The 24166-nt window shown below is 46.8% G+C and carries 18 protein-coding genes; 11 read left to right on the forward strand and 7 right to left on the reverse strand.

Going from position 1 to position 24166, the window contains the following annotated elements:
- Window positions 1–34: 34 nt before the first annotated feature.
- Together HQ865_RS24195 and HQ865_RS24200 are read left to right on the forward strand one after the other, a co-directional pair.
- On the forward strand, window positions 35–1006 hold the full coding sequence (locus tag HQ865_RS24195) for a lysylphosphatidylglycerol synthase domain-containing protein (RefSeq protein ID WP_173417375.1): 972 nt from the start codon (window positions 35–37) through the stop codon (window positions 1004–1006).
- Entirely contained in the window at window positions 990–2120 is a 1131-nt protein-coding gene (locus tag HQ865_RS24200; protein ID WP_173417376.1) for a glycosyltransferase, read from the forward strand. The genes HQ865_RS24195 and HQ865_RS24200 overlap by 17 nt, the downstream gene beginning before the upstream one ends.
- A 617-nt stretch (window positions 2121–2737) precedes the next feature.
- Here the strand turns inward: HQ865_RS24200 and HQ865_RS24205 are convergent.
- Window positions 2738–3493: a LytR/AlgR family response regulator transcription factor gene (locus HQ865_RS24205; protein ID WP_173417377.1), complete on the reverse strand. Its 756-nt coding sequence runs from the start codon at window positions 3491–3493 to the stop codon at window positions 2738–2740.
- A 214-nt stretch (window positions 3494–3707) separates the two neighbouring features.
- A complete protein-coding gene (locus HQ865_RS24210) occupies window positions 3708–5522 on the reverse strand; it encodes a sensor histidine kinase (protein WP_173417378.1) in 1815 nt (604 codons plus the stop codon).
- A 471-nt stretch (window positions 5523–5993) separates the two neighbouring features.
- Here HQ865_RS24210 and fumC point away from each other — a divergent pair, with 471 nt between their 5' ends.
- The 4 genes from fumC (at window position 5994) to HQ865_RS24230 (ending at window position 9303) form a co-directional block, all read left to right on the forward strand.
- A complete protein-coding gene (gene fumC, locus HQ865_RS24215; protein ID WP_173417379.1) occupies window positions 5994–7391 on the forward strand; it encodes a class II fumarate hydratase in 1398 nt (465 codons plus the stop codon).
- Between the two features lie 4 nt (window positions 7392–7395).
- Window positions 7396–7983 carry a fumarate hydratase gene (locus HQ865_RS24220; RefSeq protein WP_173417380.1) on the forward strand — a complete coding sequence of 196 codons (588 nt, stop codon included), beginning with the start codon at window positions 7396–7398 and terminating at the stop codon, window positions 7981–7983.
- 5 nt (window positions 7984–7988) lie between these two features.
- Window positions 7989–8777, forward strand: a complete 789-nt coding sequence (locus tag HQ865_RS24225) for a S1/P1 nuclease (protein ID WP_173417381.1) — start codon at window positions 7989–7991, stop codon at window positions 8775–8777.
- 91 nt (window positions 8778–8868) lie between these two features.
- Entirely contained in the window at window positions 8869–9303 is a 435-nt protein-coding gene (locus HQ865_RS24230) for a low molecular weight protein-tyrosine-phosphatase (protein WP_173417382.1), read from the forward strand.
- 350 nt (window positions 9304–9653) lie between these two features.
- On the opposite strand, the gene HQ865_RS24235 is transcribed toward HQ865_RS24230, so the two are convergent.
- Window positions 9654–12569 (reverse strand): outer membrane beta-barrel protein, encoded by a 2916-nt coding sequence (locus HQ865_RS24235; RefSeq protein ID WP_173417383.1) that lies wholly within the window; start codon window positions 12567–12569, stop codon window positions 9654–9656.
- 406 nt (window positions 12570–12975) lie between these two features.
- Between HQ865_RS24235 and HQ865_RS24240 the strand changes: the two genes are divergently transcribed.
- Window positions 12976–13248, forward strand: coding sequence for a hypothetical protein (locus HQ865_RS24240; RefSeq protein WP_173417384.1), 273 nt, complete (start codon window positions 12976–12978; stop codon window positions 13246–13248).
- Window positions 13249–13295: 47 nt separating this feature from the next.
- On the opposite strand, the gene HQ865_RS24245 is transcribed toward HQ865_RS24240, so the two are convergent.
- On the reverse strand, window positions 13296–14543 hold the full coding sequence (locus HQ865_RS24245) for an aspartyl protease family protein (protein ID WP_173417385.1): 1248 nt from the start codon (window positions 14541–14543) through the stop codon (window positions 13296–13298).
- A 179-nt stretch (window positions 14544–14722) separates the two neighbouring features.
- Here HQ865_RS24245 and HQ865_RS24250 point away from each other — a divergent pair, with 179 nt between their 5' ends.
- Window positions 14723–15925, forward strand: a complete 1203-nt coding sequence (locus HQ865_RS24250; protein ID WP_237073573.1) for a D-alanyl-D-alanine carboxypeptidase/D-alanyl-D-alanine-endopeptidase — start codon at window positions 14723–14725, stop codon at window positions 15923–15925.
- A gap of 148 nt (window positions 15926–16073) precedes the next feature.
- Window positions 16074–16442 (forward strand): TfoX/Sxy family protein, encoded by a 369-nt coding sequence (locus tag HQ865_RS24255; protein ID WP_173417387.1) that lies wholly within the window; start codon window positions 16074–16076, stop codon window positions 16440–16442.
- Here HQ865_RS24255 and HQ865_RS24260 read toward each other — a convergent pair.
- The gene (locus tag HQ865_RS24260; protein ID WP_173417388.1) at window positions 16439–16768 is read right to left on the reverse strand and encodes a hypothetical protein; all 330 of its coding nucleotides are present in this window, start codon (window positions 16766–16768) and stop codon (window positions 16439–16441) included. The two genes, HQ865_RS24255 and HQ865_RS24260, sit on opposite strands and share 4 nt — an antisense overlap.
- 258 nt (window positions 16769–17026) lie before the next feature.
- On the opposite strand from HQ865_RS24260, the gene HQ865_RS24265 reads away from it, so the two are divergent.
- Window positions 17027–20338 (forward strand): vitamin B12-dependent ribonucleotide reductase, encoded by a 3312-nt coding sequence (locus tag HQ865_RS24265; RefSeq protein WP_173417389.1) that lies wholly within the window; start codon window positions 17027–17029, stop codon window positions 20336–20338.
- 224 nt (window positions 20339–20562) lie between these two features.
- Here the strand turns inward: HQ865_RS24265 and HQ865_RS24270 are convergent, their stop codons facing one another.
- Entirely contained in the window at window positions 20563–20994 is a 432-nt protein-coding gene (locus tag HQ865_RS24270) for an SPW repeat domain-containing protein (RefSeq protein WP_173417390.1), read from the reverse strand.
- Between the two features lie 175 nt (window positions 20995–21169).
- Between HQ865_RS24270 and HQ865_RS24275 the strand changes: the two genes are divergently transcribed.
- The gene (locus tag HQ865_RS24275) at window positions 21170–21964 is read left to right on the forward strand and encodes a DUF3108 domain-containing protein (RefSeq protein ID WP_173417391.1); all 795 of its coding nucleotides are present in this window, start codon (window positions 21170–21172) and stop codon (window positions 21962–21964) included.
- Between the two features lie 196 nt (window positions 21965–22160).
- On the opposite strand, the gene HQ865_RS24280 is transcribed toward HQ865_RS24275, so the two are convergent.
- Window positions 22161–24056 (reverse strand): tetratricopeptide repeat protein, encoded by a 1896-nt coding sequence (locus tag HQ865_RS24280; RefSeq protein ID WP_173417392.1) that lies wholly within the window; start codon window positions 24054–24056, stop codon window positions 22161–22163.
- Between the last annotated feature and the right edge of the window lie 110 nt (window positions 24057–24166).

Here is a 24166-nt window from a genome sequence, read left to right on the forward strand (position 1 = left end):
ACTTTTTTCCCTAACATTGCACAAATTACCTGTGTTGAATCGTTCTGCAAAAAAAACTGTTTCTTACTTATTAAAAGGTGGTATCCTGGTACTGGCCTTTTTGTTTATTTACCATCGCCTTAATAATAATCACGACCTGCAGCAATTTGAAACGCTGATAGCCGGTATTAGCAGGCTGAAAGCTACCATAGTTATGTCGCTGGTATTTGTACTGATGCTGGTGAACTGGCTTTTGGAGGCCGCCAAATGGCGCTACCTGGCTAAGCGCCTGGCCCCGGTTGGCCTGTGGCAATGTATCGAAGCTGTTTTTTGCGGACTGACCTGGGCGGTATTTACACCCAACCGTATTGGCGAATATGGTGGCCGTGTGATGTTTTTGCCGCCACGCAAACGCATACACGGAGTGTTTGCCATGGCGGTAGGGGCGTTCGGGCAAAATGTAATTACCAATGTGTTGGGTGCTATCGCGATTGTATGGTTTGTACTCACCTTTCTGCATTTAAACATCTGGCTAAATATGGGCGTTGTGGTATTGGCCATAACCCTAATGGTGGTGATGCTGTTGTTTTACTTCAACATCCGTTGGGTGGTATCCTTGCTGGACAGTGTTAAATTCCTGAAAAAATTCCATCGCTTTTTCGATATCATGGGGCGCTATTCATTTACCGAAATGCTGAATATTATGGGGTATTGCCTGGCGCGTTTCGCGGTATTTTCGTTCCAGTATTACCTGGTCATCCACCTGCTTATTCCATCTATACCGCTTTACGATGTACTGCTGATGGTGTTTGTATTATTCTTTGTGCAATCTGCCCTGCCATCGTTAGACCTGCTGGATATTGGCGTTCGTAATTTCACCGCCAGCACCCTGTTTGCTTATGTAACCAATCAAAATATAGCCGTTATGGCTGCCGTTACATCTATTTGGCTGATAAACCTTATAATTCCTGCTATATTAGGATCTGTTTTTGTTTTTAAACTCCGTTTTTTTGATAACACTTTATAGTATCATATGCCTGTTGTTCACAGGCTTGTACCTGGCCATTATTGCCTACCTTATAAAAGGATGGGCTGCGTTAAAACGCCCTGTTGCCGCCAGCGATAATTTCAAAACAAAGGTAACCATACTGATAGCCGCCCGCGACGAAGAGAAGAACATCCGTGCTACCATTGAAGATCTGCTGGCGCAGGAGTATCCGAAACATCTTACCGAAATTATTATTGTCGACGATCATTCAACCGATAGCACCCCGGGCATTATCCGTAGTTATGCCGGCATGGGGGTAACTTTATTTCAGCTACAAACCGACGAGATATTAAATTCCTATAAAAAGAAAGCCATTGCCGAAGCTATTACCCGCTCCCATGGCGACTTGATGGTAGCCACAGATGCCGATTGCCGCATGGGGCCGAAATGGCTGAGCACTATTGTGGGGTATTTTGAAAGCGGCGATAAACTGATGATATCATCGCCGGTAACCTATTTCCAGGAGAAGACTTTGTTTGAGCACATGCAAACATTGGAATTTTCCTTCCTGATAGGCATCGGCGCTTCGTTTATCGGTAACCGGCGCGCTTCAACCTGTAACGGCGCTAACCTGGCCTACCGAAAGGATACTTTTTATGAAGTTGGCGGGTTTAAGGGGATAGACGATCTGGCATCGGGTGATGACGAACTGCTGCTGCAAAAGGTAGCCGAGCGCTTCCCCGGCAAAATTGGTTTCTTAAAGCACCGCGATGCCATTGTGTATACGCATGCCAAGCATAATTTAAAAAGCTTTATACAGCAACGCCGTCGCTGGGCCTCAAAATCAACTAAGTATAAGGATAAGAAGATCATCGCACTTGCTGTTTGCTTTTGGGTGTTCAACGCCATGCTGGTGGCCAACGGGGCGCTGAGTTTTTTCAGTCGCGATATGCTAAACCTGTTTTTAGTGCAGATAGGGCTGAAATATTTGTTCGAAATTGTATTCCTGATCCCGGTAATGACATTCCTGAAACGCCCGGGATTGGTATGGCTCATCAGCATTGTGGCCCCGCTGCATATTCTTTATGTGGTATATATCGGTATCAGGGGCAATACGGGGAAGTATGCCTGGAAGGGGAGAATGGTAAAGTAGTGATTGCATCGATGTTCGTTTTGTGTTTTTATTAACGTCAGTCTGCTCATAGCCGCAGGGGCCTACTACTTTTTTCTTGAAAAAAAAGTAGCAAAAATTCAAGACAGCGCTAATGCTTCCTCTGCCGCACATGGCCTTTGCCCGCATCAGTCAAAACCACGGTACGCAAGAATTTGCCGCTGCTCGCGCACCCACCATGCCATCGCTTCAGGCAAATCCGCTTCCCTTTTCCACCACACAGAGCCCGCATCGTTTTGCCTGATCTTTCCGGAAGCAAACCGCTGTCGGGAACCCCCACCCAAACCCTCCCCGAGGGGGAGGGTTTAAAAACAACGGTGGTAATCCGAGCGGAGCAAAGCTCCGCTCGGATTGGCTTCCTAAAAAGAGCGTGAGGCTGTCATAAAAGCGGGCCAGCGTTGGCGGGAATGCCGTGAGAAGCCGCCTCCGGCGAGAAGCTGCTCACGCAGGGCGAGCAGAAGCTTTTTTATGACTTGGGTTTTTGGTTACTTTTGGGCCCAAGCCAAAAGTAATTAGGCCCCTGCGGCTATGAGCAGACTAGCGTTGATAAATGCATAATCGTGAGATACCTCACGCAAACAATAATGATGCGGCTGCACTTACAGCTTAAACTTCACCGCCAGCGCATCCCTTACCTTTTCGCGGTTAAGTTTCGATACCGGTATTTTACTGTTATCAGTTAGCAACAAGCTCCCGCCATCTTCCCGCAGCCAGCTTTTAATAAAAACGGTATTTACCAGATGCGATTGATGACAACGCAGGAAGCCATAGCCTGTAAGCATATCGGCATATTCCTTTAGGGTTTTGGATACGATGATGCTTTCGCCGTTGTTCAGCACAAAGCGGGTATAGGTATTATCAGCTTCGCAACGGATAATATCGTGAATGTTTACGTAGCGGGTTTCGCCAAACAGGGGCAGCGCAATGCGGGGCCTGGTTTGGTTATCATCCTTAAGATATTCCAGCAGATAGTTTAACCGTTCGTTCTTTTGTTTTTGACTGACGGCTCTTCGGGCTTTATCAATGGCGGTTTTCAGTTCATCAATGTCTATAGGTTTCAGCAAGTAATCAAGCGCGGCAAATTTTACGGCTTGTATGCCATACTGATTGTAGGCGGTTACAAATATGATCTCGAAGTTGATCTCATCCAGCTGCTTCAGCAGATCGAATCCCGATTGCGCGTGTAACTGGATATCTAAAAACACCAGTTGAGGGCGATATTGTAAGATGGCTTTCAATGCGCTGTCTACATCATTAGCTTCGGCGCAAATGTTCACATCCGGTGCATAAACACGCAGCAGTTGCCGCAGGTTTTCCCGGTTTGCTATTTCGTCGTCTACTATCAGTGCCTTCATGTTGTTTTTCTGATTTTTAGCCTCCTCTTGAGAGGGCGGCGCAGACACATCTTAACCACCTTGTCATTTCGAACGAACAGTGAGGTGGGTAGTGCTGCTGCGTGAGGAGAAATCTTGTACATGCGTCTGGCTGCTTGTATAAGATTTCTCACCCTTTCCACGCTATTGCCTCCCGCAAAGGGATTCGAAATGACAAACTGCTCTTAATAAAATCTTACACCCAATTCCGCAATTCGATGGTGATCAGTGTCCCCTTACTATCGGATGTTTTGTGCAGTAAGATAGTGCTATTTTTATAGATGCTGTTCAGCAGTTTAATGCGGTCTTCACAAAGCTTCAGGCCCATGCCGGCGCCATTGGAATCACCGAAGCCCTTACCATTATCATTCACCGCCAATATCAGTGTGCTGTCTTTTTGGGTGATGATCACTTCTATCATACCATCGCCATTAAGGGCGGATACGCCGTGTTTCACCGCGTTCTCTACAAACGGCTGCAGTAGCATGGCGGGGATCTCTATTTGCTGGTCTACCTGGTTTTCATCAGCTACAATATTAAACTCAAAACCGAAGCGGGTTTGCTCCATCAGCAGGTAATCGTTCAGCAGGCTGATCTCGTGCTCAATGCTCACCAGTTCCTTGTTGCCATCATCAAGCACGTTGCGGGTGAGGCGGGCAAAGCGGGCCAGGTATTTGTTGGCGTTTTCCACATCGTTCTTGTTCATCAGGTTTTGTATCCCCGCAAGGGCGTTAAAAATAAAATGAGGGTTTAACTGCGCGCGTACCGATGCCAGTTGCAGTGTGGCTATCTGCTTGTTTTTAGCTTCGGCTGCCAGTTTGCGTTTTTGCTGGTCGCGGTACATCATAAACATAAAGCCGCCGGTGGTTAGGATGATAACAATGATAAGCATCAGCGTGCGGAAGGAGATCATGTGTACACTATCCAACGCGGGCAATACGGTGAAGTGAACATTGGTAGCCAGGTTTCGAAGAAAAATAACCGGCTCGCCGCCATGTTTATGCACCACCGGAGTAAAGGTAACCTGGTAAACCCCGGGGTATTTCCAAAACTCTTTGTAAACCGAGAAGCGTGAATTTTTTTCGCCAAGATTTATACTGTCCGTATGTCCGTCGACGGTCCGTTTTAAACTGATGACATATAAATACGATCGTCCACCGTTCTTAATGTCGAACGAAAGGTTTTTTATCGAGTCGGCCAGCCGAAATTTTGGCTCTTTGGGATTCATTGTTTCGCTAAAATCCTGCACAATTACTGTATCGTGTGGAACTACTTTACCTTTTACAACCCTGCCAAATGTTTGTCGGCTATTCTTTAGTTCAGTTAACCCATATGAAAATAAGCTATTGCCGGGCAAGGGGCGCTTCTTTATGGTATATTCAATATTGCCATATACTTTTGCCGGTTCTATTTTGGCCCAATCTACCAGCATGGCATCGTACTGGCGAAATTCTTTTTTATTATAAACCTCGATCTTTAAGCGGCGGCCCTCCGCATACTCAAACTTGCCCAGGTAAGCGTATACTGCCTTATGATCTGCGGTATATTTAAACACAGATGGGGTGGTCCAGGATACAACCTCCCTTCTGTCATTTTCTATTACGTGATACAGGAAATCGCCAGCGTTTTTTTCGGTAATGTACAGGCCTGAAAACTCTACCGGGCAGTCGCCGTCAATAATAATGCTTTTATACCTGAACTCGTGTCCCCATGGCAGGCCTTCGTATACCTGGCTGCTATTCTTCTCGCCGCCGTTAAACCTGATGCCGATATTATGGTAATAAGGATACACGTAGTAATAATGATCATTGCCCATCAATTTTGCCTTCTGCATGATGTGAAGATGATACATCTGATCGGGTGTGGCATTGGTGGTATCAATCATTCCCTGCCCGTTCCAAACTAATTTATTCCTGCTCAAGCCTTTATCTAAAACAGGCTGCGCTTTAACCGATAAGCCCAGGATAAACAGGCAGGAACAGATTAGCGCGGTGGTTTTGATCGATCTCATGATTAGCGGCTGTTAAGTTAATATTTGTTTGCCGATATAAAACTGTGGTGTTTAGGTGTTGAAAAAAAGCATGAAACAGTAAACAACCTGTGTGGCTTAGTATCCGGCAATTGCAAAATATATCGATAATAATCCAGGTAAATGGTGGCGTAAATTTGTCAGTACCCTCAAAAAAGCGGGTTGAGGAGAGAAAATGAAATTCTGAACAAATGCATTTATTTGACTTAAAATCAACAGATTGTGTGTTCAATTTTTGTTCAAAAAACGTACTTTTTTGTTCATTTTTTATCCCCCTGAAACAGCTTGGCAACTCCTGTACCGGCATACGCCCATAGCTTTTGCGCCATAACAATTCTTCATCAGTTAGCTAACAGAAGGCCCATACGTAAATATTCTATGTAACAGAAACCTTTTACCTTTCAGCTTTACGCTCAAAACCATAACTTTGCGCCAAATTTCATAGAGATAACCATGAGTTTCAGAATAGAACACGATACCATGGGCGAGGTACAGGTACCTGCCGATAAATACTGGGGCGCGCAAACACAACGCAGCCGCAACAACTTTAAAATTGGTCCGGAAGCAAGCATGCCGGTTGAAATTATTGATGCCTTTGCTTACCTTAAAAAAGCAGCTGCATTTACCAATACCGACCTGGGCGTACTAAGCGCCGAGAAGCGCGACCTGATAGCCGCCGTATGCGACGAGATACTGACAGGCACCCTGGCCGGCGAGTTCCCGCTGGTGATATGGCAAACCGGTTCGGGTACGCAAAGCAATATGAACGTAAACGAGGTGGTAGCTAACCGCGCGCACGTATTGCAAGGCAATAAACTGGGCGAAGGCAAAACCTTCATCCACCCTAATGATGACGTGAACAAATCGCAGTCATCAAACGATACCTACCCAACCGCTATGCACATTGCCGCCTATAAAATGGTGATCGACGTAACCATACCGGGCGTAGAAAAACTGCGCGATACGTTGAAGGCAAAATCTGAAGCATTTAAAAGCGTAGTAAAAATTGGCCGTACCCACCTGATGGATGCTACACCGCTTACCCTGGGCCAGGAGTTTTCGGGTTATGTATCGCAGTTAGATCATGGCCTGCGTGCTTTGCGTAACACTTTGGCACACTTGAGCGAGCTGGCTTTGGGCGGTACCGCCGTTGGTACCGGCATTAATACCCCTGCCGGTTACGACGTAAAGGTGGCCGAATATATCGCCAAATTCACTAACCTGCCATTCATTACAGCTGAAAATAAATTTGAAGCGCTGGCCGCTCACGATGCTATTGTGGAAACACATGGCGCGCTGAAACAAATTGCCGTATCGCTGATGAAGATAGCTAACGATATCCGTATGCTGGCTTCGGGCCCGCGTTCGGGTATCGGCGAGATCCACATCCCGGATAACGAACCGGGGTCATCGATCATGCCGGGCAAGGTTAACCCAACCCAGAACGAAGCCGTTACAATGGTTGCCGCCCAGGTAATGGGTAATGATGTGGCTATCTCGATAGGTGGCTCAAACGGCCATTACGAACTGAACGTATTTAAACCGGTAATGGCTGCCAACTTTCTGCAATCGGCCCGCCTGATTGGTGATGCCTGCGTATCGTTCAACGATCATTGCGCGGTTGGTATCGAGCCTAACTACGAGGGCATCAAGAAACACTTGGAGAACTCGCTGATGCTGGTAACCGCGCTTAACCCGCACATTGGTTACGAGAACGCTGCCAGGATCGCTAAAACAGCCTTGAAGGAAGGGTTATCGTTGCGCGAAGCTGCCCTGAAACTGGAATTACTAACCAGCGAACAGTTTGACCAATGGGTACGCCCTGAGGATATGATCGGTAGCTTGAAATAGTTTTATGCTGAAAGCGAAAAGCATAAAGCGCAAAGCCCAAACAAGGCTGAAAGCAGAAAGTGAAAAACAAGCAGCATCTAAAGCCGGCTTGCTAAATTTTCTTAAAGCTTTCAGCTTTTTGCTTTCGGCCTTAAGCTTAGCAAGCTGCTCCTTCAACCCCAACCTGCAGGGCAAGGGTGAAACATACTTGCAAGGCGAGTGGCAGCAGGATAGCAGCGCCGTGCAGCAAAAGCTGATCACGTTTTCGGCTTATCGTATTAAGTTTGATTGCGATTCGTTTTACATGCAGATCCATAGCCGCAGCGCCGTGAATTATGGCAGCGATACCTGCCGCAAAAACGGACAGTGGGCCGAGTATATTAAAGGCGCGTACCGCCAGCGTAACGATACGCTGTTTATGAAGGGGCAGTTTTGCAACGCCAACTTCAGCCTGAAAACCAATACCGATTGTTTCCGTGTTGGCCCTTACGAGGAGTTGTTTCGTGTGAGTAAAAAAAGCGATTCGCTGGTGCAACTCTCGGGCACATCAAACGTTATACCTGTTCAATTAAAACTGATCAAACGAACTACCTGTACGCAAAAACCACTTTAACCCGTATGAAAATATTCAGAAAATTTGGCGCAGCCGCCATCCTGTTTTGTTTGCCGTTCACCACATTTGCCTGGGGTACCAATGGCCACCGTATTAGCGGCGAAATAGCTTATAGCTACTTAACACCCAAAGCCAGGCTGGCTGTAAAGCAAATATTAGGTAACGAATCGATGGCCATGGCCAGCAACTGGGCCGATTTCATTAAATCGGACGATAGTTTTAGATACCTGTACAACTGGCATTTTGTTGATTTCGATAAGGCTATGACACAGGCTGAAATGAACGACTACCTGGCAAAGGATACCGAAGTTGATGCCTATACCAAAATGAACTTTATGATAGCCGAGCTGAAAAAGCCGGGATTATCTAAAGAGAACAAATTGCTTTACCTGCGCATGCTGATCCACGTGGTAGAGGATGTGCACCAGCCATTCCACACCGGCCATAAAGACGATAAGGGCGCTAACGATTTTAAACTGAACTGGTTTGGCAAGCCAACCAATATGCACAGCCTTTGGGATAGCGAACTGATAGATTTTCAACAGTTAAGCTATACCGAATATGTAGCCGCCATTAATCATACAACTACAGCACAACGTGCCGAATGGCAAAAGGCCCCCATCAGCCAATGGTTGTATGAAAGCAATCAGCTGGCCGAAAAACTGTATACTGATACCAAGCCGGGCGATAACCTGAGCTATAAATACAATTTCAATCATCTTGATATCCTTAACCAGCAACTGCTGAAAGGCGGCGTTAGGCTGGCCGGGGTGTTGAATGAGATATTTAAGTAAATGTGCAAATGCGAAAATGTGCAGATATGCAAATTAATTGATGCATCATCTGCACATTTGCATATACGCATATTTGCACATTATAATTAGCATGAAAATCCTAATGGTATGCCTGGGCAATATTTGTCGTTCGCCGTTGGCGGAGGGGGTGATGCAGCATTTGGCCGATGAAGCCGGGTTAGACTGGCAGATCGATTCGGCCGGCACGGGTAACTGGCATGTGGGCGAAGGGCCGCATCATGGATCGGTACGTACGGCCAAAGCGCATGGCATCGACATTAGCGGACAGGTGTGCCGCTTGTTTCGCGTGAGCGATTTTGATGAATTTGACCGGATCTATGTGATGGATAAAAGCAATCGCACCAATATCCTTAATATGGCCCGTAACACCGAAGATACCCAAAAAGTAAAGCTGCTTTTGGGCGATGCGGAAGTGCCCGATCCTTATTATACCAATTTGTTTGAAGAAGCGTATGGATTGATCGAGGATGGGTGCAGGAAGATTATCGGGGAGTATCAGAAATAAACCTTCTTAAAACAGCCATAATAACATGTCATGCTGAGTAATATAATCCCGGCGGCCTCTAATGGTTTTTATGACATGCCGATGAAAGCCCCCTCTAAATCTCCCCCAAAGGGGGAGACTTTGGAACCCTCTCCTCCGGAGAGGGCAGGGTGAGGCTTCAGCGGAAAAACAAACATGTCTTGGGTAACTTGTTTCAGCCCCCCATCACACAGGTCGTACAGTCTGGACTTAAACTATGCAAATGGGATACCGAAACAAGTTCGGGGTGACGCATGGGATGAGAACAACAAAAAAGCGCCGATCGGGTATACCGGTCGGCGCTTTATATTTGGAGGGAGCGTTAAACTTTATTATTGCGGGCCGCCAAAGCCGCCGCCTCCAAAACCACCGCCGCCGCCACGGTTACCGCGGTCGCCACGGCCTTCGCCTGGCATACGGTCACCACGGCCTTCACGACCGCCCTGGTCTGGTGCCTTGCCGGCAAATTTTTGAAGGCGGATGTTTAGTGTTAACAAGAAGTAACGGCCTAAGCGGTTAACGTTAGTTTCGGTTAATGATGTAGCCGATGATGTTAACGAGTAACCTGTTTGCTGGTTAAACAAATCGTTACCTGCTAAACGGATGGTTGCCATATTGTTTTTCAGGAAGCGGCGCTCAACATAAACATTCAGGATGTTAGGGTTGGTTACAGCCAGTGTATAACCGTAGTTCATTGTACGGGTAAAGTCGTAGCTTACGGTCCAATCCTTCCATAAATAGTTTTTACCATTCAGGCCGATATTCCATGCACGTACGTTTGAACTAACCTGGGTTAGGCTGGTTTTAACAGAATTATCGGTTTTGTTAATCGAGTAACCGGTGTTAATGGTTGCGTCGATGATATCAGTAATATCAGTACGGAACCTGAAGTTTGGACCAATGGTAGTGGTTTTTGCAATATTCTTTTGTGCAACCGCGTTAGCCACGCTGCCATCAGTTAAGAAACCAATGTTATTGATATAGTTGGCCTGGCCACCCAGCGATACGCTGAACTTACGGTTATCCCATGGTTTGGTGAAGTTAAAGAACCCACCATAGCTGTAATAACCATCCGCATTTAAGTATTTGGTTAAAACGGTTCCATCGGTATTGGTGATAGAGTTAGTTACAATTTTATTGCTGGTTTTGTTGTAGTTAAAATTCAGGAAAAGCACATCGCCAGTGTTAAAGCTAAACTGGTTGTACCTGATGTTTACGCTGTTGTTAAACTCGGGGTTCAGGTCAGGGTTACCCTGTACCGGGTATTGGGCGTTAGATTTATCCAACACCGGCTGTAACTGGTTAAAGCTTGGCTGATTGCTGTTGCCGCTGTATTGCGCGTTAAACGACTGGCTGCGCGAGAAGTTATATACGTAACGTGCTGTTGGTACCCAGTTAAAGCTGGTTTTATGGGTATTTACACCAGTAAGCTGATTTGTACCATCTAATGCGGTTGGCTGTACGCCTAAACCAATGGTATAGTTATACAACTTCTCAACAAAGCGGTAGTTTAAGCTAAACCGGTTAGTGATAAAGTTATAACGATAATCGTTACTTTGGGTAGGGTCGGTAACAAAATTAGTTCCTGTATTTGATACAAGGCTAAGCTTATCGCTGGTAGTGTGCGAATAGCTGTAGTTATAACTAAGTTCTAAGAAGCTGCGTAAGGTTAACGGCTCAAGGTATGAGAAGTTACTGTTGATATTATTTACCCTGCTTGCTGTGCTGTTATACTGGTTAAGCGGCACAGGCGAAGCTCCCTGTAAATAGTTATAAATTGGATGTTGGTTATTATCGCTATGTACCGAACTACCAGTAGCAAATACGCTAAAATTACGGCCATGCCCGTTGAAACGGTGGTTATATAAAATATTTACACCATAGTTTGGCGACCATGCCAGGTTACGCGCGGTAGACGTATAATGCTTGTTGGTTGCAGTGCCGCCAATATTGTAAGCCTGCTGAACCTCGTCGGCATAGTTGGTAAGTGTACTTGAGTAAGAGTATGTTGGCGTAAATTTCAGATAGTTAATGGTATCCGGCTTGTACTCCATGTTCCAGGTAAAGCGGTGGTTAACGGCCTTATCCTTTTCGTTGCTCGATTGGCTGCTTAAAGAAGAACTGGTTGGTGTAGTAACCGACTGGCGTGTTGAACTGATGGTATTGGTAGAGTTGTCAGAAAAGCTGTAGCTGCCGTATACCGACAGGTTTTTACCCCACTGATCGCGGTAGTTTAAACCGGCTGTATGTACATCGGTTAAGCCGTTTTGGGCCTGACCGCCGCCGCCACCGAAGCCACCACCACCGCCACGGGCAGCGTTGCCACGGCCACCGCCGCCACCGCCACCGAAGCCGCCACCACCACCGCCGCCGCCACCGAATGAGAAGGTGTTAGCGTTAACGTTGTTAAAGTTGCCTAACAGGTATATCTGCTGGTCGCCTTTAAATTTGAACGAGTTGATAAGACCTACATAACGTGTATCGTTAGTTTGCGGTTTTGGTAAGGCATCCTTACCACCGCCACCGGTAATATTAGCCGAGTAGCCGTAGTTTTTATCCTTACGGATGGTAATGTTCATTACCTGGTTAGGGTCGCCGGTTTTAACGCCGGTAAGGTTAGCCTGGTCGCCGTAGTCGTCAATCATCTGGATGTTTTCAACCACGTCCGCAGGCAGGTTTTTGGTGATACTTTGCACGTCGCCGCCAAACACGTCTTTACCGTTGATACGGATCTTGGTGATCTGCTTGCCTTTTGTGCTGATATTGCCATCCTTATCCACATCCACACCCGGTAGTTTTTTCACCAGGTCTTCTACCGGGGCGTTATCGCGCACCTTGTAAGCTGCGGCGCTATATTGGGTAGTATCTTCCTTTAAGGTAACCGGGGTAATACCCACAATAGTTACACCGCTCAGCATTTTCGAGCTGGTTTTTAATATAACGGTACCTACCTCAAGCGGTTTGCTGTCGGCAGCGAAGGTGAAATGCTTGATAATGCCCTCGTAGCCTATTGAGGTAATAGTAAGTGTAACTTTATTGGCTTTAATGCCATTAAAGGCAAATTTACCGTCGAGACCGGTAATGCGGGTGGTGCTGTCGCCTTTGTCGGTTTTAATTTTAACGCTGGCGCCAATTACAGTTTGCTTGGTAGTGTCGATCACAGTACCCGTAATGGTGTGCGAGCCCTGCGCTTTTGCCAGACTACCCAGCAACAAGAAGATGGAAAATAGTAAGAATATACGTTTCATATAGTTGTTTATAATGCCCGATCGGGTGTTTTTATACACCGTAGTTTTTATTACTACACAATCAGACTGCAAAAGTTCAATTTCTTTACATCAAATATTTAATATTCATAGCATTGTTACATATTATCATAAAAAATGACCAAAATATGGGCTTTGTAATGAAAATAATATACAAATGCGGCTATGATATTTACACAAATGATAATTGTAATACGGCTGTTACCAATTGGTGCGATAACAATGCGCAAAGATAAGAAAACTCTTTTTATTGAAATGACGTATAATGGAAGTGTTTGGTTATCAACATTTTTTATTGACCAATGTTTATAACTGGAGAAATGTTAATATAAACAATAGGTAAAAAATTTCGTTAAAGTTTATAATACAGCAATCACTATCAAGCATCATGAGAAGCATCAGGGCATCGTTACACAATAAGATCCATAACTGGATCGATACGTTCGGCTTCAGGCTGAACGCATCGCAGGTTGATCGTAAAAGCAACATCACCACCAATCACTATTTTTTCGAAACCTTTAACTTTTTCGAACGCAAAAGCCAGGATCATCCCGAGCGGGCACAGTTTTTATGTTTCGATACCTATGGCGAAAAAATAAAGGTAAAATCGCTGCTCGATCTGCAAACAGCGTTTTTCGATAATATCAGTCAGTTGAAATAAGCTATTGGATGGTAATCAGCACCGGCCTTTTTTAAGCCGGCTGCTCCTTATATCCGTTTTTTTAGCGTGAGTATCACCTTGCGGTATTCTTTATTGCGATAAACATCTAATAACAGGTTGCGCCCATCGCGCGAGCGAAATATGCCATCGATCTGCTCTATCGACATTTTTCCAACATCCCTGAAATTGATGCCTATTATCTCGTCGTCTTTTTGTATCCCTACATTATCTGCCGCCGATCCGGGCTCAACCCGGCCTACTATCAGGTGGCCGTAATCCTGTCCGTCAAAATAATATTCCATCCCGGTCATGTCATGTTCAAACGGATCACTAAACCCGTCGGCCTTTTTTAGGTACATGGCATTATTAGCGTAATCTATAATTACGGTAAACCGCTTCAGCACGCCGAAACCAATACTGCCATCCCGCGGTATCAGCGGCATTTCCTGCTTTAAATATTCCATATCCGGGAACGATGTGACAACATCTTTTAATTTATAACTACCCAGGTCCAGTTCGGTAACGCGGCTGATATAACCCTGTACAGGGCCTGTTAGCCCAACACCTAAATTTGCGGCAATGAAGTTTTCGGGCAAACCCTGTTCCTTCAGCATATTCTCTAACGATAGCGGATGGCCCGCGCCCAGGTCTACCAGTAGTTTCCTTTTCTTTATCGTTCCATCGGGCATTTTAACATAGGTTTCCATGTAAGGCTTCTTATCTTCAATGGTAAGGGGTATTTTGTTGCCCTTGCGTAAAAGCCGCACATACTGCGGTTTGGAAACCGTCATGGTGCTATCGTAAAAATTAAAGCGCACCGCCAGGTTGCTAAAAAACTCGTACCCAAGCAAGCCATGTATAGGCATGCCGGCATAGTTTGAAAGGGAAAAGCGGTCTTCCTTTAATATAGCCGCCGCTACGCCATTGCTGCTGATATGGGGCAACTCTACTTTTAAGTTAGGGGTAATAAAGGCCTCGTAGCTATCGCCGTTAAGCCCGTACATTTTAATGGTGCGCTTAGATTGCAGGTTGATGGAGTCTACCATTGTTGGGGCAGTGATCAGCATCAGGCCAACGCCGGTATCTAAGATAAAGTTAAAGGGGCCTCTATCGTTAATTTTCAGGCTTACGATAACCATATTCCGTACCGTACGGAATGGGAAGGATACCCTTTTTTTGTTACCCTCCAGTTCAAACGATTGCGATCGGGCAAATAAGGGGCAGGCTAAAATTAGGATAAATAGTAGCTTTATACCATGGTGGCATATATTCCGGGTAATTACATTAATTTGCAAGGCGGTTTAATAATAGTTAATTAAATTTAAGCATAATAAAAACAATAAATACTTATTTCGATATGCGAATTTCACCTTTTTGTTTTTTGCTTTTTATCGTAGCTCTTCTTGGTGTATCGTGCAAGTCTCAATATATATGGGCATCCAGGGTTCAGCGGTTGTTTAAGGAATCGAAAATTGTGAACGATCACTTCACCGGCTTTGCCCTGTACGATTTGGACAAGCAGCAAATGGTGTATGAACTGAACGACGATAAGTATTATAACCCCGCATCAAACACTAAACTATTTACCTTTTATACCAGCCTGTGCATGCTGGGCGATTCCATCCCGGCCCTGCAATACGTTACCCGCGGCGATTCGCTGATATTTTGGGCCACCGGCGATCCGTCATTTCTGCATAGTGATCTGAAAGCTACCCGTGCGCTTAATTTTTTAAAGAACAGCAAAAAACAACTCTATTTCTCATCGGGCAGGTATACCGGCAATTTTTATGGCTCTGGCTGGCCCTGGAGCGATTATAACGATTACTACCAGGCCGAAATTAACGAACTGCCGCTGGAAGATAATGTGGCCCTGCTATACGCTGGTACCGATGGCAAGCTGAAGATAAAACCAGCTTATTTAACCGATTACCTGCGCCGCGACAGTACTTATCGCCCTAAAGCCTTTAATGTGCAGCGCAATTTTTTAGATAATCATTTTACCTACCCGGCCATGCCTGTGCCCAAAAACTTTAAGCAGGAGATCCCCTGGAAAACATCGCCATCGCTAACCCTGGCTATGCTGCAGGATACGCTGAAGCGCTTTGTTGATGAAGTGCACCAACCCCTGCCGCCCGATGCCAAAACTATATACAATGCCAATGCCGATTCGGTTTACCGTCGCTTTTTGCAGCCCAGCGATAACTTTATTGCCGAGCAATTACTACTGGTATGCTCGTCGGTAAAATTTAAGGTGCTCAATAAAGATTCGGTAATTAACTACGCCACCAAAAACCTGCTGAATGACCTGCCCGACAAACCCGAATGGGCAGACGGATCGGGCCTTTCGCGCTATAACCTGTTCACCCCGCGCAGCATCGTAAAGCTGCTTTGCAAGATCCAGGCTAAGGTAAATAATGATGCCCTGCTGCACAGCATGATGCCCATTGGCGGCGTAGCCGGTACCATAAAAAACGCTTACAAAACCGATAACGGCGTACCTTTTGTATGGGCCAAAACCGGTTCAATAGCCAACAATCACAACCAAAGCGGCTATTTGGTTACCCGCAAAGGGCGCCGGCTGGCCTTTAGTTTTATGAACAATAACTTTACCCGCCCAACCAGCGAGATACGCGGGGAGATGGTGCGGATAATGACTTTTATAAGGGAGAATTTTTAACGGATAGCAATTTAACCACAAAGGACACAAAGAAAGGAACCACAAAGACCACAAAGGCTATGCAATCAAAAAGAGGAAGTATTTTTCTTAGCGCCCTTTGTGAAAACCTTTGTGTACTTTGTGGTTAAATTTCCACTCCACCCAAACTATGCCCTACGACGAAAAAACAGTAAACCAGGTACGCGAAATGATAGCCGAACGTACCGATAACGTAGTTGAAAAAGTGATGTTTGGCGGCTTGTGCTTTATGGTGGAGGATAAGATCTGCATCGGCGTTAAAAAGGACACTCTGCTGGCCCGTATAGCGCCCGAAGTTTATGATGCTGAGGTAGAAAAGGATGGCCGCGCGCCCATGATACATGGCGGCAAACCGGTAAAAACCTATCTGTTTGTAAATTTAGATACAATACACAACTACCAGGACCTGGCCTGGTGGGTAAAACAATGCCTGGATTATAATCCCATCGCGCCGCTATCGCAAGCTAAGCAAAAAGCTAAAGCAAAATCAAAGGACTAAATTTCCCACAAGGATGGGTTTTCGCGGTAATGAGTTATCGTTTCTATGATCTCCTGTACCTCGCCGCTGTTCAGGTCCTGCTGCCCATCGGCCGTATAACTGAACAGTTTGCCCGGCTCCTCGAAAGTAATATAACCCATATAATCGGGATTGGAGGATTTGGTTAACTGCATATCCTGCTTTATTGGGCCGGCCTTCCCGTGTTTGCCGTTTTTAAATATGTTATAGGTATAAGTTAACACAGGATGCCCGTCAAGATGTGTTTTAACATCAGGCAATATCATTACAGGCATACCGGAGCCAACATTAAAGTATAAGGGCTGCATGCATATACTACATTCATCGCGCGGGTAAAGTTTTCTTTAATAACATTTGGTGGTGGGTTTGCCAGTCTCGCTGGTGTTTTTTCCACAAGTGCTAAGCGGCGGTAAATCAATTTATACAGGAGGCCCCCATCCACCTGTTGATATGTGGAAAAGTCTGAATTGATGCGTGTTTTTGTGTAACATAAATTTGACTTCAACCCTCCTTCACAATTCCTTAACGGCCTCTTGATTATTTATTTATAAAGACACGGAATACCTATGAGCAAAAAACCTACCAACAAAAAAGCCGCTGCAAACAGTAAGGGTTTAAAACTGAGCCGTTACTTTACCAGGGATGGTATACCCGTTTACAATTTGTTTAATTATGATAAACGTTCATCAGTTATCCGCAATCCCTCGGGCGACGCGGTTTTTGAGATGAACGATGTGGAGGTTCCCTCTACCTGGTCGCAGGTGGCAACGGATATCCTGGCGCAAAAATACTTCCGCAAGGCAGGTGTGCCGCAGCCCAACGGCAGCACCGGGTCCGAGAAAAGCATCAAGCAGGTAGCCCACCGCATGGCCAACTGCTGGAAGGAGTGGGGGCAGAAATACAATTATTTTGCTTCTGATGCCGACGCGCAGATTTTTTACGATGAGATCGTTTATACCATCGTCGGTCAGCTGGCAGCGCCAAACTCACCGCAATGGTTCAATACCGGTTTACATAGCAGTTACGGCATAACCGGCAAGCCGCAGGGGCATTATTATGTAGACCCCGTTACCGAAAAGCTGTGCAAATCCACATCAGCTTATGAGCGCCCGCAACCCCATGCCTGCTTTATCCTTTCGGTTGATGATGATTTGGTGAACGATGGCGGCATTATGGACCTGTGGGTGCGCGAGGCCCGCATTTTTAAATACGGATCGGGCGTGGGGACCAACTTTAGCAAGATTCGTGGCGATAACGAGAAGCTTTCGGGCGGCGGGTATTCATCGGGACTGATGTCGTTCCTCAAAATCGGCGACCGTGCCGCCGGGGCTATCAAATCGGGTGGTACTACCCGCCGTGCAGCCAAAATGGTTTGTTTAGATCTGGATCACCCCGAAATAGAACAGTTTGTAAACTGGAAGGTAGAAGAGGAGAAAAAAGTAGCCGCGCTGATAGCTGCCGGTTATTCATCCGATTATGAGGGTGAAGCCTACCGCACGGTATCGGGCCAAAACTCAAACAACTCGGTGCGTATCCCCAATGCGTTTTTCCACGCACTGAAAGGGGGCAACGCCTGGGACCTGATCAGCCGGATGAGTGGTAAGCCCATCAAATCAATCCAGGCGCAAAAACTTTGGGATGATATTTCCTTCGCGGCCTGGGCCTGTGCCGATCCGGGTGTGCAGTTTGACACGACCATCAACGAATGGCATACTTGTCCGCAGGGCGGCCGCATTAACGCATCGAACCCATGTTCGGAATATATGTTTTTGGATAACACGGCCTGCAACCTGGCCTCCATCAACCTCGAACATTTCTTCGATAAGCAAACCCGCGCCTTTGATGTAAAAGGCTTTGAACACGCCTGCCGCATCTGGACCATCGTGCTGGAAATCTCGGTGCTGATGGCGCAGTTCCCGTCAAAGGAGGTGGCGCAGCTATCGTACGATTACCGTACGCTTGGCTTAGGTTATGCCAATTTAGGTTCGGCGCTGATGGTGAACGGCATCCCTTATGATAGTGATAAGGCCCGTGCTATTGGCGGCGCTATTACGGCCATCATGACCGGCACTGCCTACGCAACCTCGGCCGAGATGGCTAAGGAGCTTGGTGCCTTCAGCCGTTACGAAGAAAATAAAAAGCACATGCTGCGCGTAATGCGCAATCACCGCTACGCGGCTTATAACTCTACCGAGAACTACGAGGGGCTGGAGATCGCCCCTCCCGGCATCGACCCTAAATACTGCCCCGATTACCTGCTATCGGCCGCTTGCAATGCCTGGGATAAGGCTTTGGAGATGGGCGAGCAATACGGCTACCGCAACGCGCAAACCACCGTTATTGCCCCAACCGGCACCATTGGTTTGGTGATGGATTGCGATACCACCGGCATCGAACCCGATTTCGCGCTGGTGAAGTTTAAAAAGCTATCGGGTGGTGGCTATTTCAAGATCATTAACCAGGCCGTGCCCGAAGCGCTGCGCAATTTGGGCTATGCCGAACACGAGATCACCACTATTGTAAACTACGCCAAAGGTGCCGCCACCCTGCAAGGGGCGCCGCATATCAGCCTGCAAAGCCTGAAGGCCAAAGGCTTTACCGACGGCGAACTGGATAGGCTGGATAAAGCCATGGTTTCGGCTTTTGAGATCAGTTTTGGCTTTAACGTTTGGACCGTTGGTGAGGACTGCCTGAAGCGCTTAGGCTTTGCCGCCGACCAATATAACGCGCACGACTTTAACCTGCTACGCGCCCTCGGCTTCAGCAAACAACAAATTGCAGAGGCTAACGAATACATCTGCGGTACCATGACCATTGAGGGTGCGCCCTATCTAAAAGATGAGCATTACGCCATTTTTGATTGCGCTAATAAATGCGGAGCCAAAGGCGAGCGCTACATCCATGCGCACGGGCATATTAAAATGATGGCCGCCGCGCAGCCGTTCCTTTCGGGAGCCATATCCAAAACCATCAACCTGCCCAACGAGGCTGTGGTTGATGAGATCAAAGACTGCTACGAACTTTCGTGGGCACTGGGATTAAAGGCTAACGCGCTGTATCGTGATGGCTGTAAGTTGTCGCAGCCGTTGTCTACCAAATCGGATGTAAAGGAGGAGGTTGACGACAAGCTGGAAACCGTGGAAGAAGTATTGGGCGAAGCGGCCAACGCAAAGCTAAGCGACCTGACACCCGAGCAGGTGATAGAAGCTGCCATGGCCATTATGGAAAAATCGAAGGATACGATGTTTATGCGCGAGCTTTCGCGCGTGGTGCAAAAGAAGAGCCTGCCGGCCAAACGCCGCGGCTTTACGCAAAAGGCCACCATCGATGGGCAAAACGTGTTTGTGCGCACCGGCGAATACGAGGACGGCACCCTGGGCGAGATATTTGTAGATATGCATAAAGAGGGCGCTACGTTCCGCTCGCTGATGAACTGCTTTGCCATAGCGGTATCGGTAGGGCTGCAATACGGCGTACCGCTGGAGGAGTATGTAGAGAAGTTTACCTTTACCCGCTTTGAGCCGGCAGGTATGGTGATGGGGCACGATAATATTAAAAGCGCCACCTCCATTATCGATTACATCTTCCGCATGCTGGGTTACGAATACCAGAACCGTACCGACCTTGTGCATGTAATTACCGAACAAAACGGAATTACCGGCAATCCGCAGCTAAGTAACGATGATTTTAACCCCGATCAAAGTAATGTATACGAACCGGTTGCCGTGAATGCCGCCCCCGCTAAAAAGTTAAGCTTTGATGTAAGTATGGGCGTACAAAGCGATGCGCCGGCTTGTAATGTGTGCGGGCATACAACAGTTCGCTCGGGTACCTGCTATAAATGTTTGAACTGCGGTAGTTCGATGGGATGCTCCTAAAAAGGAGAAAGGTTAAAGGCAAAAGGTTTTAAGCCTTTCGACTTCCCCTTTAACCTTTTGCCTTTATTTATATTTTTAGTTTAATGTTTGGGGCCACGGGTTACCGTGGCCTTTTTTATGTTGGGATACTTAAGGCTTGTTTTCTATACCATATCAAATAAAAAGGCCACGCGTAACGTGGCCTTTTTGGTATATCTTTTTTCAGGCTTGTGCCTTTAAATTTATTAGTGCATTAAGCGGCTTTCGTGCGAATCGATAGATTGCATGCCGTGCTCTTCTTCCATTTGGTGTGGCTCGTTAATGATCGGCGAGTTCTTAGTATTGGTGCCTAAAATAAGGATGATCAGGCCGAAGATCACGTGTGGTGCCCAAACGCCTTTACCTGCAAAGCCGTACATCCATGGAGTGATCATCAGTACAAAACCGGTAACGGTATCCAAAAAGCAGTGCATCTGGATTGGGAAGATACCTACCATACCGCCTTTAGCTTTGCTGAAGATAGCCATCAGCAACTGGTGCCAGCCGAACATGAACGGAAAGAACAAGGCAGCGCCGCCAACATGTACAAAGCCGAATAACCATGGCGATACCATCATGAGGATAGCCAGCAGGTAGTTAAAGTAGCCGAAGAATGTAGTTGAAATAGAGCCTTTCATATAAATGATGATTTAGAATAATCTTTTTTTTGCAAAAATATAATTTTGAATGGATTTGTCCACCAATAAGTTTGATTTTATAAGTCAAAATCACTTTTTGTTGGATATCGACTTATCGCGCTGTAACAAAGTGCGATACCTATTGGTCTCAACATCCTAACCAACACAAAGTTTTATGCGCAATTACTTTTACGCCATTGCCACCGGCATCCTGTTATCGGCGGGCCTTTCAACCGCCCAGGCACAAAAGATCGATACCATCGATTTCAAAAACCACGGGTTAAACACCTCATACCTGAAACCAGGCTTGAAGCAATATATGGTGTACTTTCAGCAACCGGCACAGAAAAAGGTATTACGCTTTTGGCTTTGGCTGCGCGATATCAAAACTGGCACGCGCGACGGGCACCAGGTGTTCAATATCAGCCAGCATTGGTATGGCAGTGATACGCTAAGTTATCGCACCGTGTATTCGGTAAACAGCGCTACTAATTTCGCGCCGCTTTATCATGCCGAAACCATTGGCGGCAAGACTAAGGCTTATAACTGGGCAGCTAATAAAATAACCAGCGCCGATACCGTTGCCAACAACCTGGCCAAAGCATTCGCGCTTAACTTTGATCAGCCTAATTTTAACTGGAACCTGGATATAGAAACCTTCGAGATGCTACCGTTGCGCGAGGGTAAAACCTTTGCCATTAACTTTTACGATGCCGGCTTGTCGCCGCCCAAATATGTACTGTACAAAGTAACCGGCAGCGAGGTGATCACCCTGCTGGATAACACTAAGGTTGATTGCTGGAAGCTATATGAAGAGGGTAAATCGCCCAACGGCAGCACCTATTCCGAAACATTCTGGATCAGTAAAAAAGGCCACGAGTTTTTAAAGGAAGAGGATGAGTTTGGCGGATCGTATCGTTACAAGATAAAAATGCCTGCTGCTACGCCCGATGTGTTGAAGAAGTTTTGAGTATTACCACCAAGTTGTCATTGCGAGAGGCGGAGGGAGGAATTGTGTAGTGGCGCGACGCGGCAATCTCGTAGCTTGAACTGCGAACGACGAGATTATTAATATTTTAATTGTTTTTTTAAGGCATTAATGAGCTCCCGTTGGTCGGTTGTCCGCGCTATCGCTCGCAATGACAAACTGTTTTAAAATATCGGCACTACTTCTTCGGAAACGAAAAATAAAACGTAGTACCCTCGCCCTCCTTGCTTTGCAGCCAGATGCGGCCGTGGTTGGCAATCATAAACTCTTTGATCAGCAGCAGCCCCAGGCCGCTGCCTTTTTCGCCGCCGGTGCCGAAGCTTACGCTCAGGTTACTTTTTAAAAATGCCTTTTGTTGCAACTCGCTAATGCCTATGCCGGTATCGCGCACGCCAAATATCATTTCCTTATCGTTTTCGGTCGAGCTGATAAAGATATGCCCGCCGATGTAAGTAAATTTAATGGCGTTTGATAACAGGTTGCGGATAATGAAATCAAAATGGTTAGGGTCGGCAAATACTTTAGTGTCGGCAGGCGTATCATCAGTTATGTTGATGTTTTTTAAACCCGCCTGTTGCGATAACAGGGTAATGTTTTTGTTGATGATGGATTTGCTGTTCAGCACTTCGGGCTGTACGCGTACCCCTTGCAATTGCGATCGCCCCCATTCAAACAGCGAGTTCAGCAAATCGAACGACGCGGTGGTTTGCGCCCGCAATTCGGATAACATCACCCGCAGTTCCTCCTCGCTAAAATCGCCATCCTCCATCATGCCGAACAATTGAGCGGCGCTTCCGGCCGGCCCTTTCAAATCGTGCCCGATGACTGAAAATAGCGTGTCCTTTATTTTGTTTGATGCCTGCAACTCGCGGTTAAGGCGGTTTACCTTGCGCGCGTAGAAATACAGTAATACCAGGATCACCAGCGCGGCGGCCAGTATCACAATGCCCAGGCTAATTTCATTGCTTTCCTTTTTATTTACCTGTTGTAGTTGCCCCACCTTTTCGCGTTGACTCTCGAGGGCGTAGCTGCTGTCTAACTCGGCAATATCCTTGGTGGTATCGGCCCCCAGCAGGCTGTCCAGCAGGCGGTGATGCTCTTCCAGCGCCTCCATCGCCTCTTTATAATCTTTTTGCTGTTGGTAAACCGATGCCAGTGCCTGGTAAATATTGGCCTCCAGTTTGGGTTGGTGCAGGTCGCTGGCAATTTTTAGGGCTTGCTTTAAATCGGCCAGGCTTTGTTGGGCGTTTTGCTTTTTCAGTATGCCGGCAATGTTGATCAGGGCCTGCGCTTCTTCCTGTGGGCGGTTATATTTTTTGGCTTCCTGCAGCGCTTGTTTATAGGCAGATAGCGCGCGCACCCTTTCGCCCTCTTTTTCAAAAACTTTGCCCTCTTCATCAAGCAGGGTAATTTCGGTGTCGCGGTCTTTTTGTATATTGCTGTTGCGCACACCTTCCTCCAGGTAACGCAGCGCAGTTTTGCTGTCGCCTTTCTGCACATATAAATGGCCAATGCGTTCCAGCAGCACAAAATAAGCTTCGGGTTTAATGGCGCGGTGCTCGTACTGCACCAGGGCGCGCAGGTAATAGGTGAGCGCTTTTTCTATTTCGCCTTTTTGCTCGTAAACGGCGCCCATGCCGTGATAAGTTTCCAGTATCCCCGATGTATCGTGCGAATCCTCGTAAAACTTCATGGCCTTGGCCATATCCGTAGTGGCCGATGTGATATCTTTTTGCAGGCCATCCAGCAAGCCCAACTGATCGTAAGCCATGGCAATACCATCGGGTTGGTGCAGCGTACGGAATATTGAAAGCGCCTCGTTGGTGAAGCGGCGGGCCAGGTCGGCGTGGTGGTGCAGTTCGTTAATGCGGCCCAGTTCAAGCAGTATCAGGGCTTCATCGCGGCGGTTGTTTTGCTTTTGCGCAAGCCGCATGGCCCGGTTGCAATAATCAACGGCCGAATCGGGTTGGGCTTCAGCATAAATTTTACTGATGGCCAGGCAGGTTTGTATCTTATCGCTATCCGCGCCCGATGCTAAGCGGGCATGTAATTGGGTTACCGTTTGCTGTGCCATGGCAGCAGTGGTAAAAAGGAAAAAGAATATGTAAAAACTGTAGCGCATAATAAGGCCGGGAAAGCTTTTAACGCTGAAAGGGGTAAAATTGTTCAGCGGGGGATGAACTA

Source organism: Mucilaginibacter mali (assembly GCF_013283875.1).
GTDB lineage: Bacteria > Bacteroidota > Bacteroidia > Sphingobacteriales > Sphingobacteriaceae > Mucilaginibacter > Mucilaginibacter mali.

Coding starts and splice junctions, on each gene's coding strand:
- HQ865_RS24205 (WP_173417377.1), bottom strand. CDS start 3,493: ATGAAGGCACTGATAGTAGACGACGAAATAGCAAACCGGGAAAACCTG.
- HQ865_RS24210 (WP_173417378.1), bottom strand. CDS start 5,522: ATGAGATCGATCAAAACCACCGCGCTAATCTGTTCCTGCCTGTTTATC.
- fumC (WP_173417379.1), top strand. CDS start 5,994: ATGAGTTTCAGAATAGAACACGATACCATGGGCGAGGTACAGGTACCT.
- HQ865_RS24220 (WP_173417380.1), top strand. CDS start 7,396: ATGCTGAAAGCGAAAAGCATAAAGCGCAAAGCCCAAACAAGGCTGAAA.
- HQ865_RS24225 (WP_173417381.1), top strand. CDS start 7,989: ATGAAAATATTCAGAAAATTTGGCGCAGCCGCCATCCTGTTTTGTTTG.
- HQ865_RS24230 (WP_173417382.1), top strand. CDS start 8,869: ATGAAAATCCTAATGGTATGCCTGGGCAATATTTGTCGTTCGCCGTTG.
- HQ865_RS24235 (WP_173417383.1), bottom strand. CDS start 12,569: ATGAAACGTATATTCTTACTATTTTCCATCTTCTTGTTGCTGGGTAGT.
- HQ865_RS24240 (WP_173417384.1), top strand. CDS start 12,976: ATGAGAAGCATCAGGGCATCGTTACACAATAAGATCCATAACTGGATC.
- HQ865_RS24255 (WP_173417387.1), top strand. CDS start 16,074: ATGCCCTACGACGAAAAAACAGTAAACCAGGTACGCGAAATGATAGCC.
- HQ865_RS24260 (WP_173417388.1), bottom strand. CDS start 16,768: ATGCAGCCCTTATACTTTAATGTTGGCTCCGGTATGCCTGTAATGATA.
- HQ865_RS24265 (WP_173417389.1), top strand. CDS start 17,027: ATGAGCAAAAAACCTACCAACAAAAAAGCCGCTGCAAACAGTAAGGGT.
- HQ865_RS24270 (WP_173417390.1), bottom strand. CDS start 20,994: ATGAAAGGCTCTATTTCAACTACATTCTTCGGCTACTTTAACTACCTG.
- HQ865_RS24275 (WP_173417391.1), top strand. CDS start 21,170: ATGCGCAATTACTTTTACGCCATTGCCACCGGCATCCTGTTATCGGCG.
- HQ865_RS24280 (WP_173417392.1), bottom strand. CDS start 24,056: ATGGCACAGCAAACGGTAACCCAATTACATGCCCGCTTAGCATCGGGC.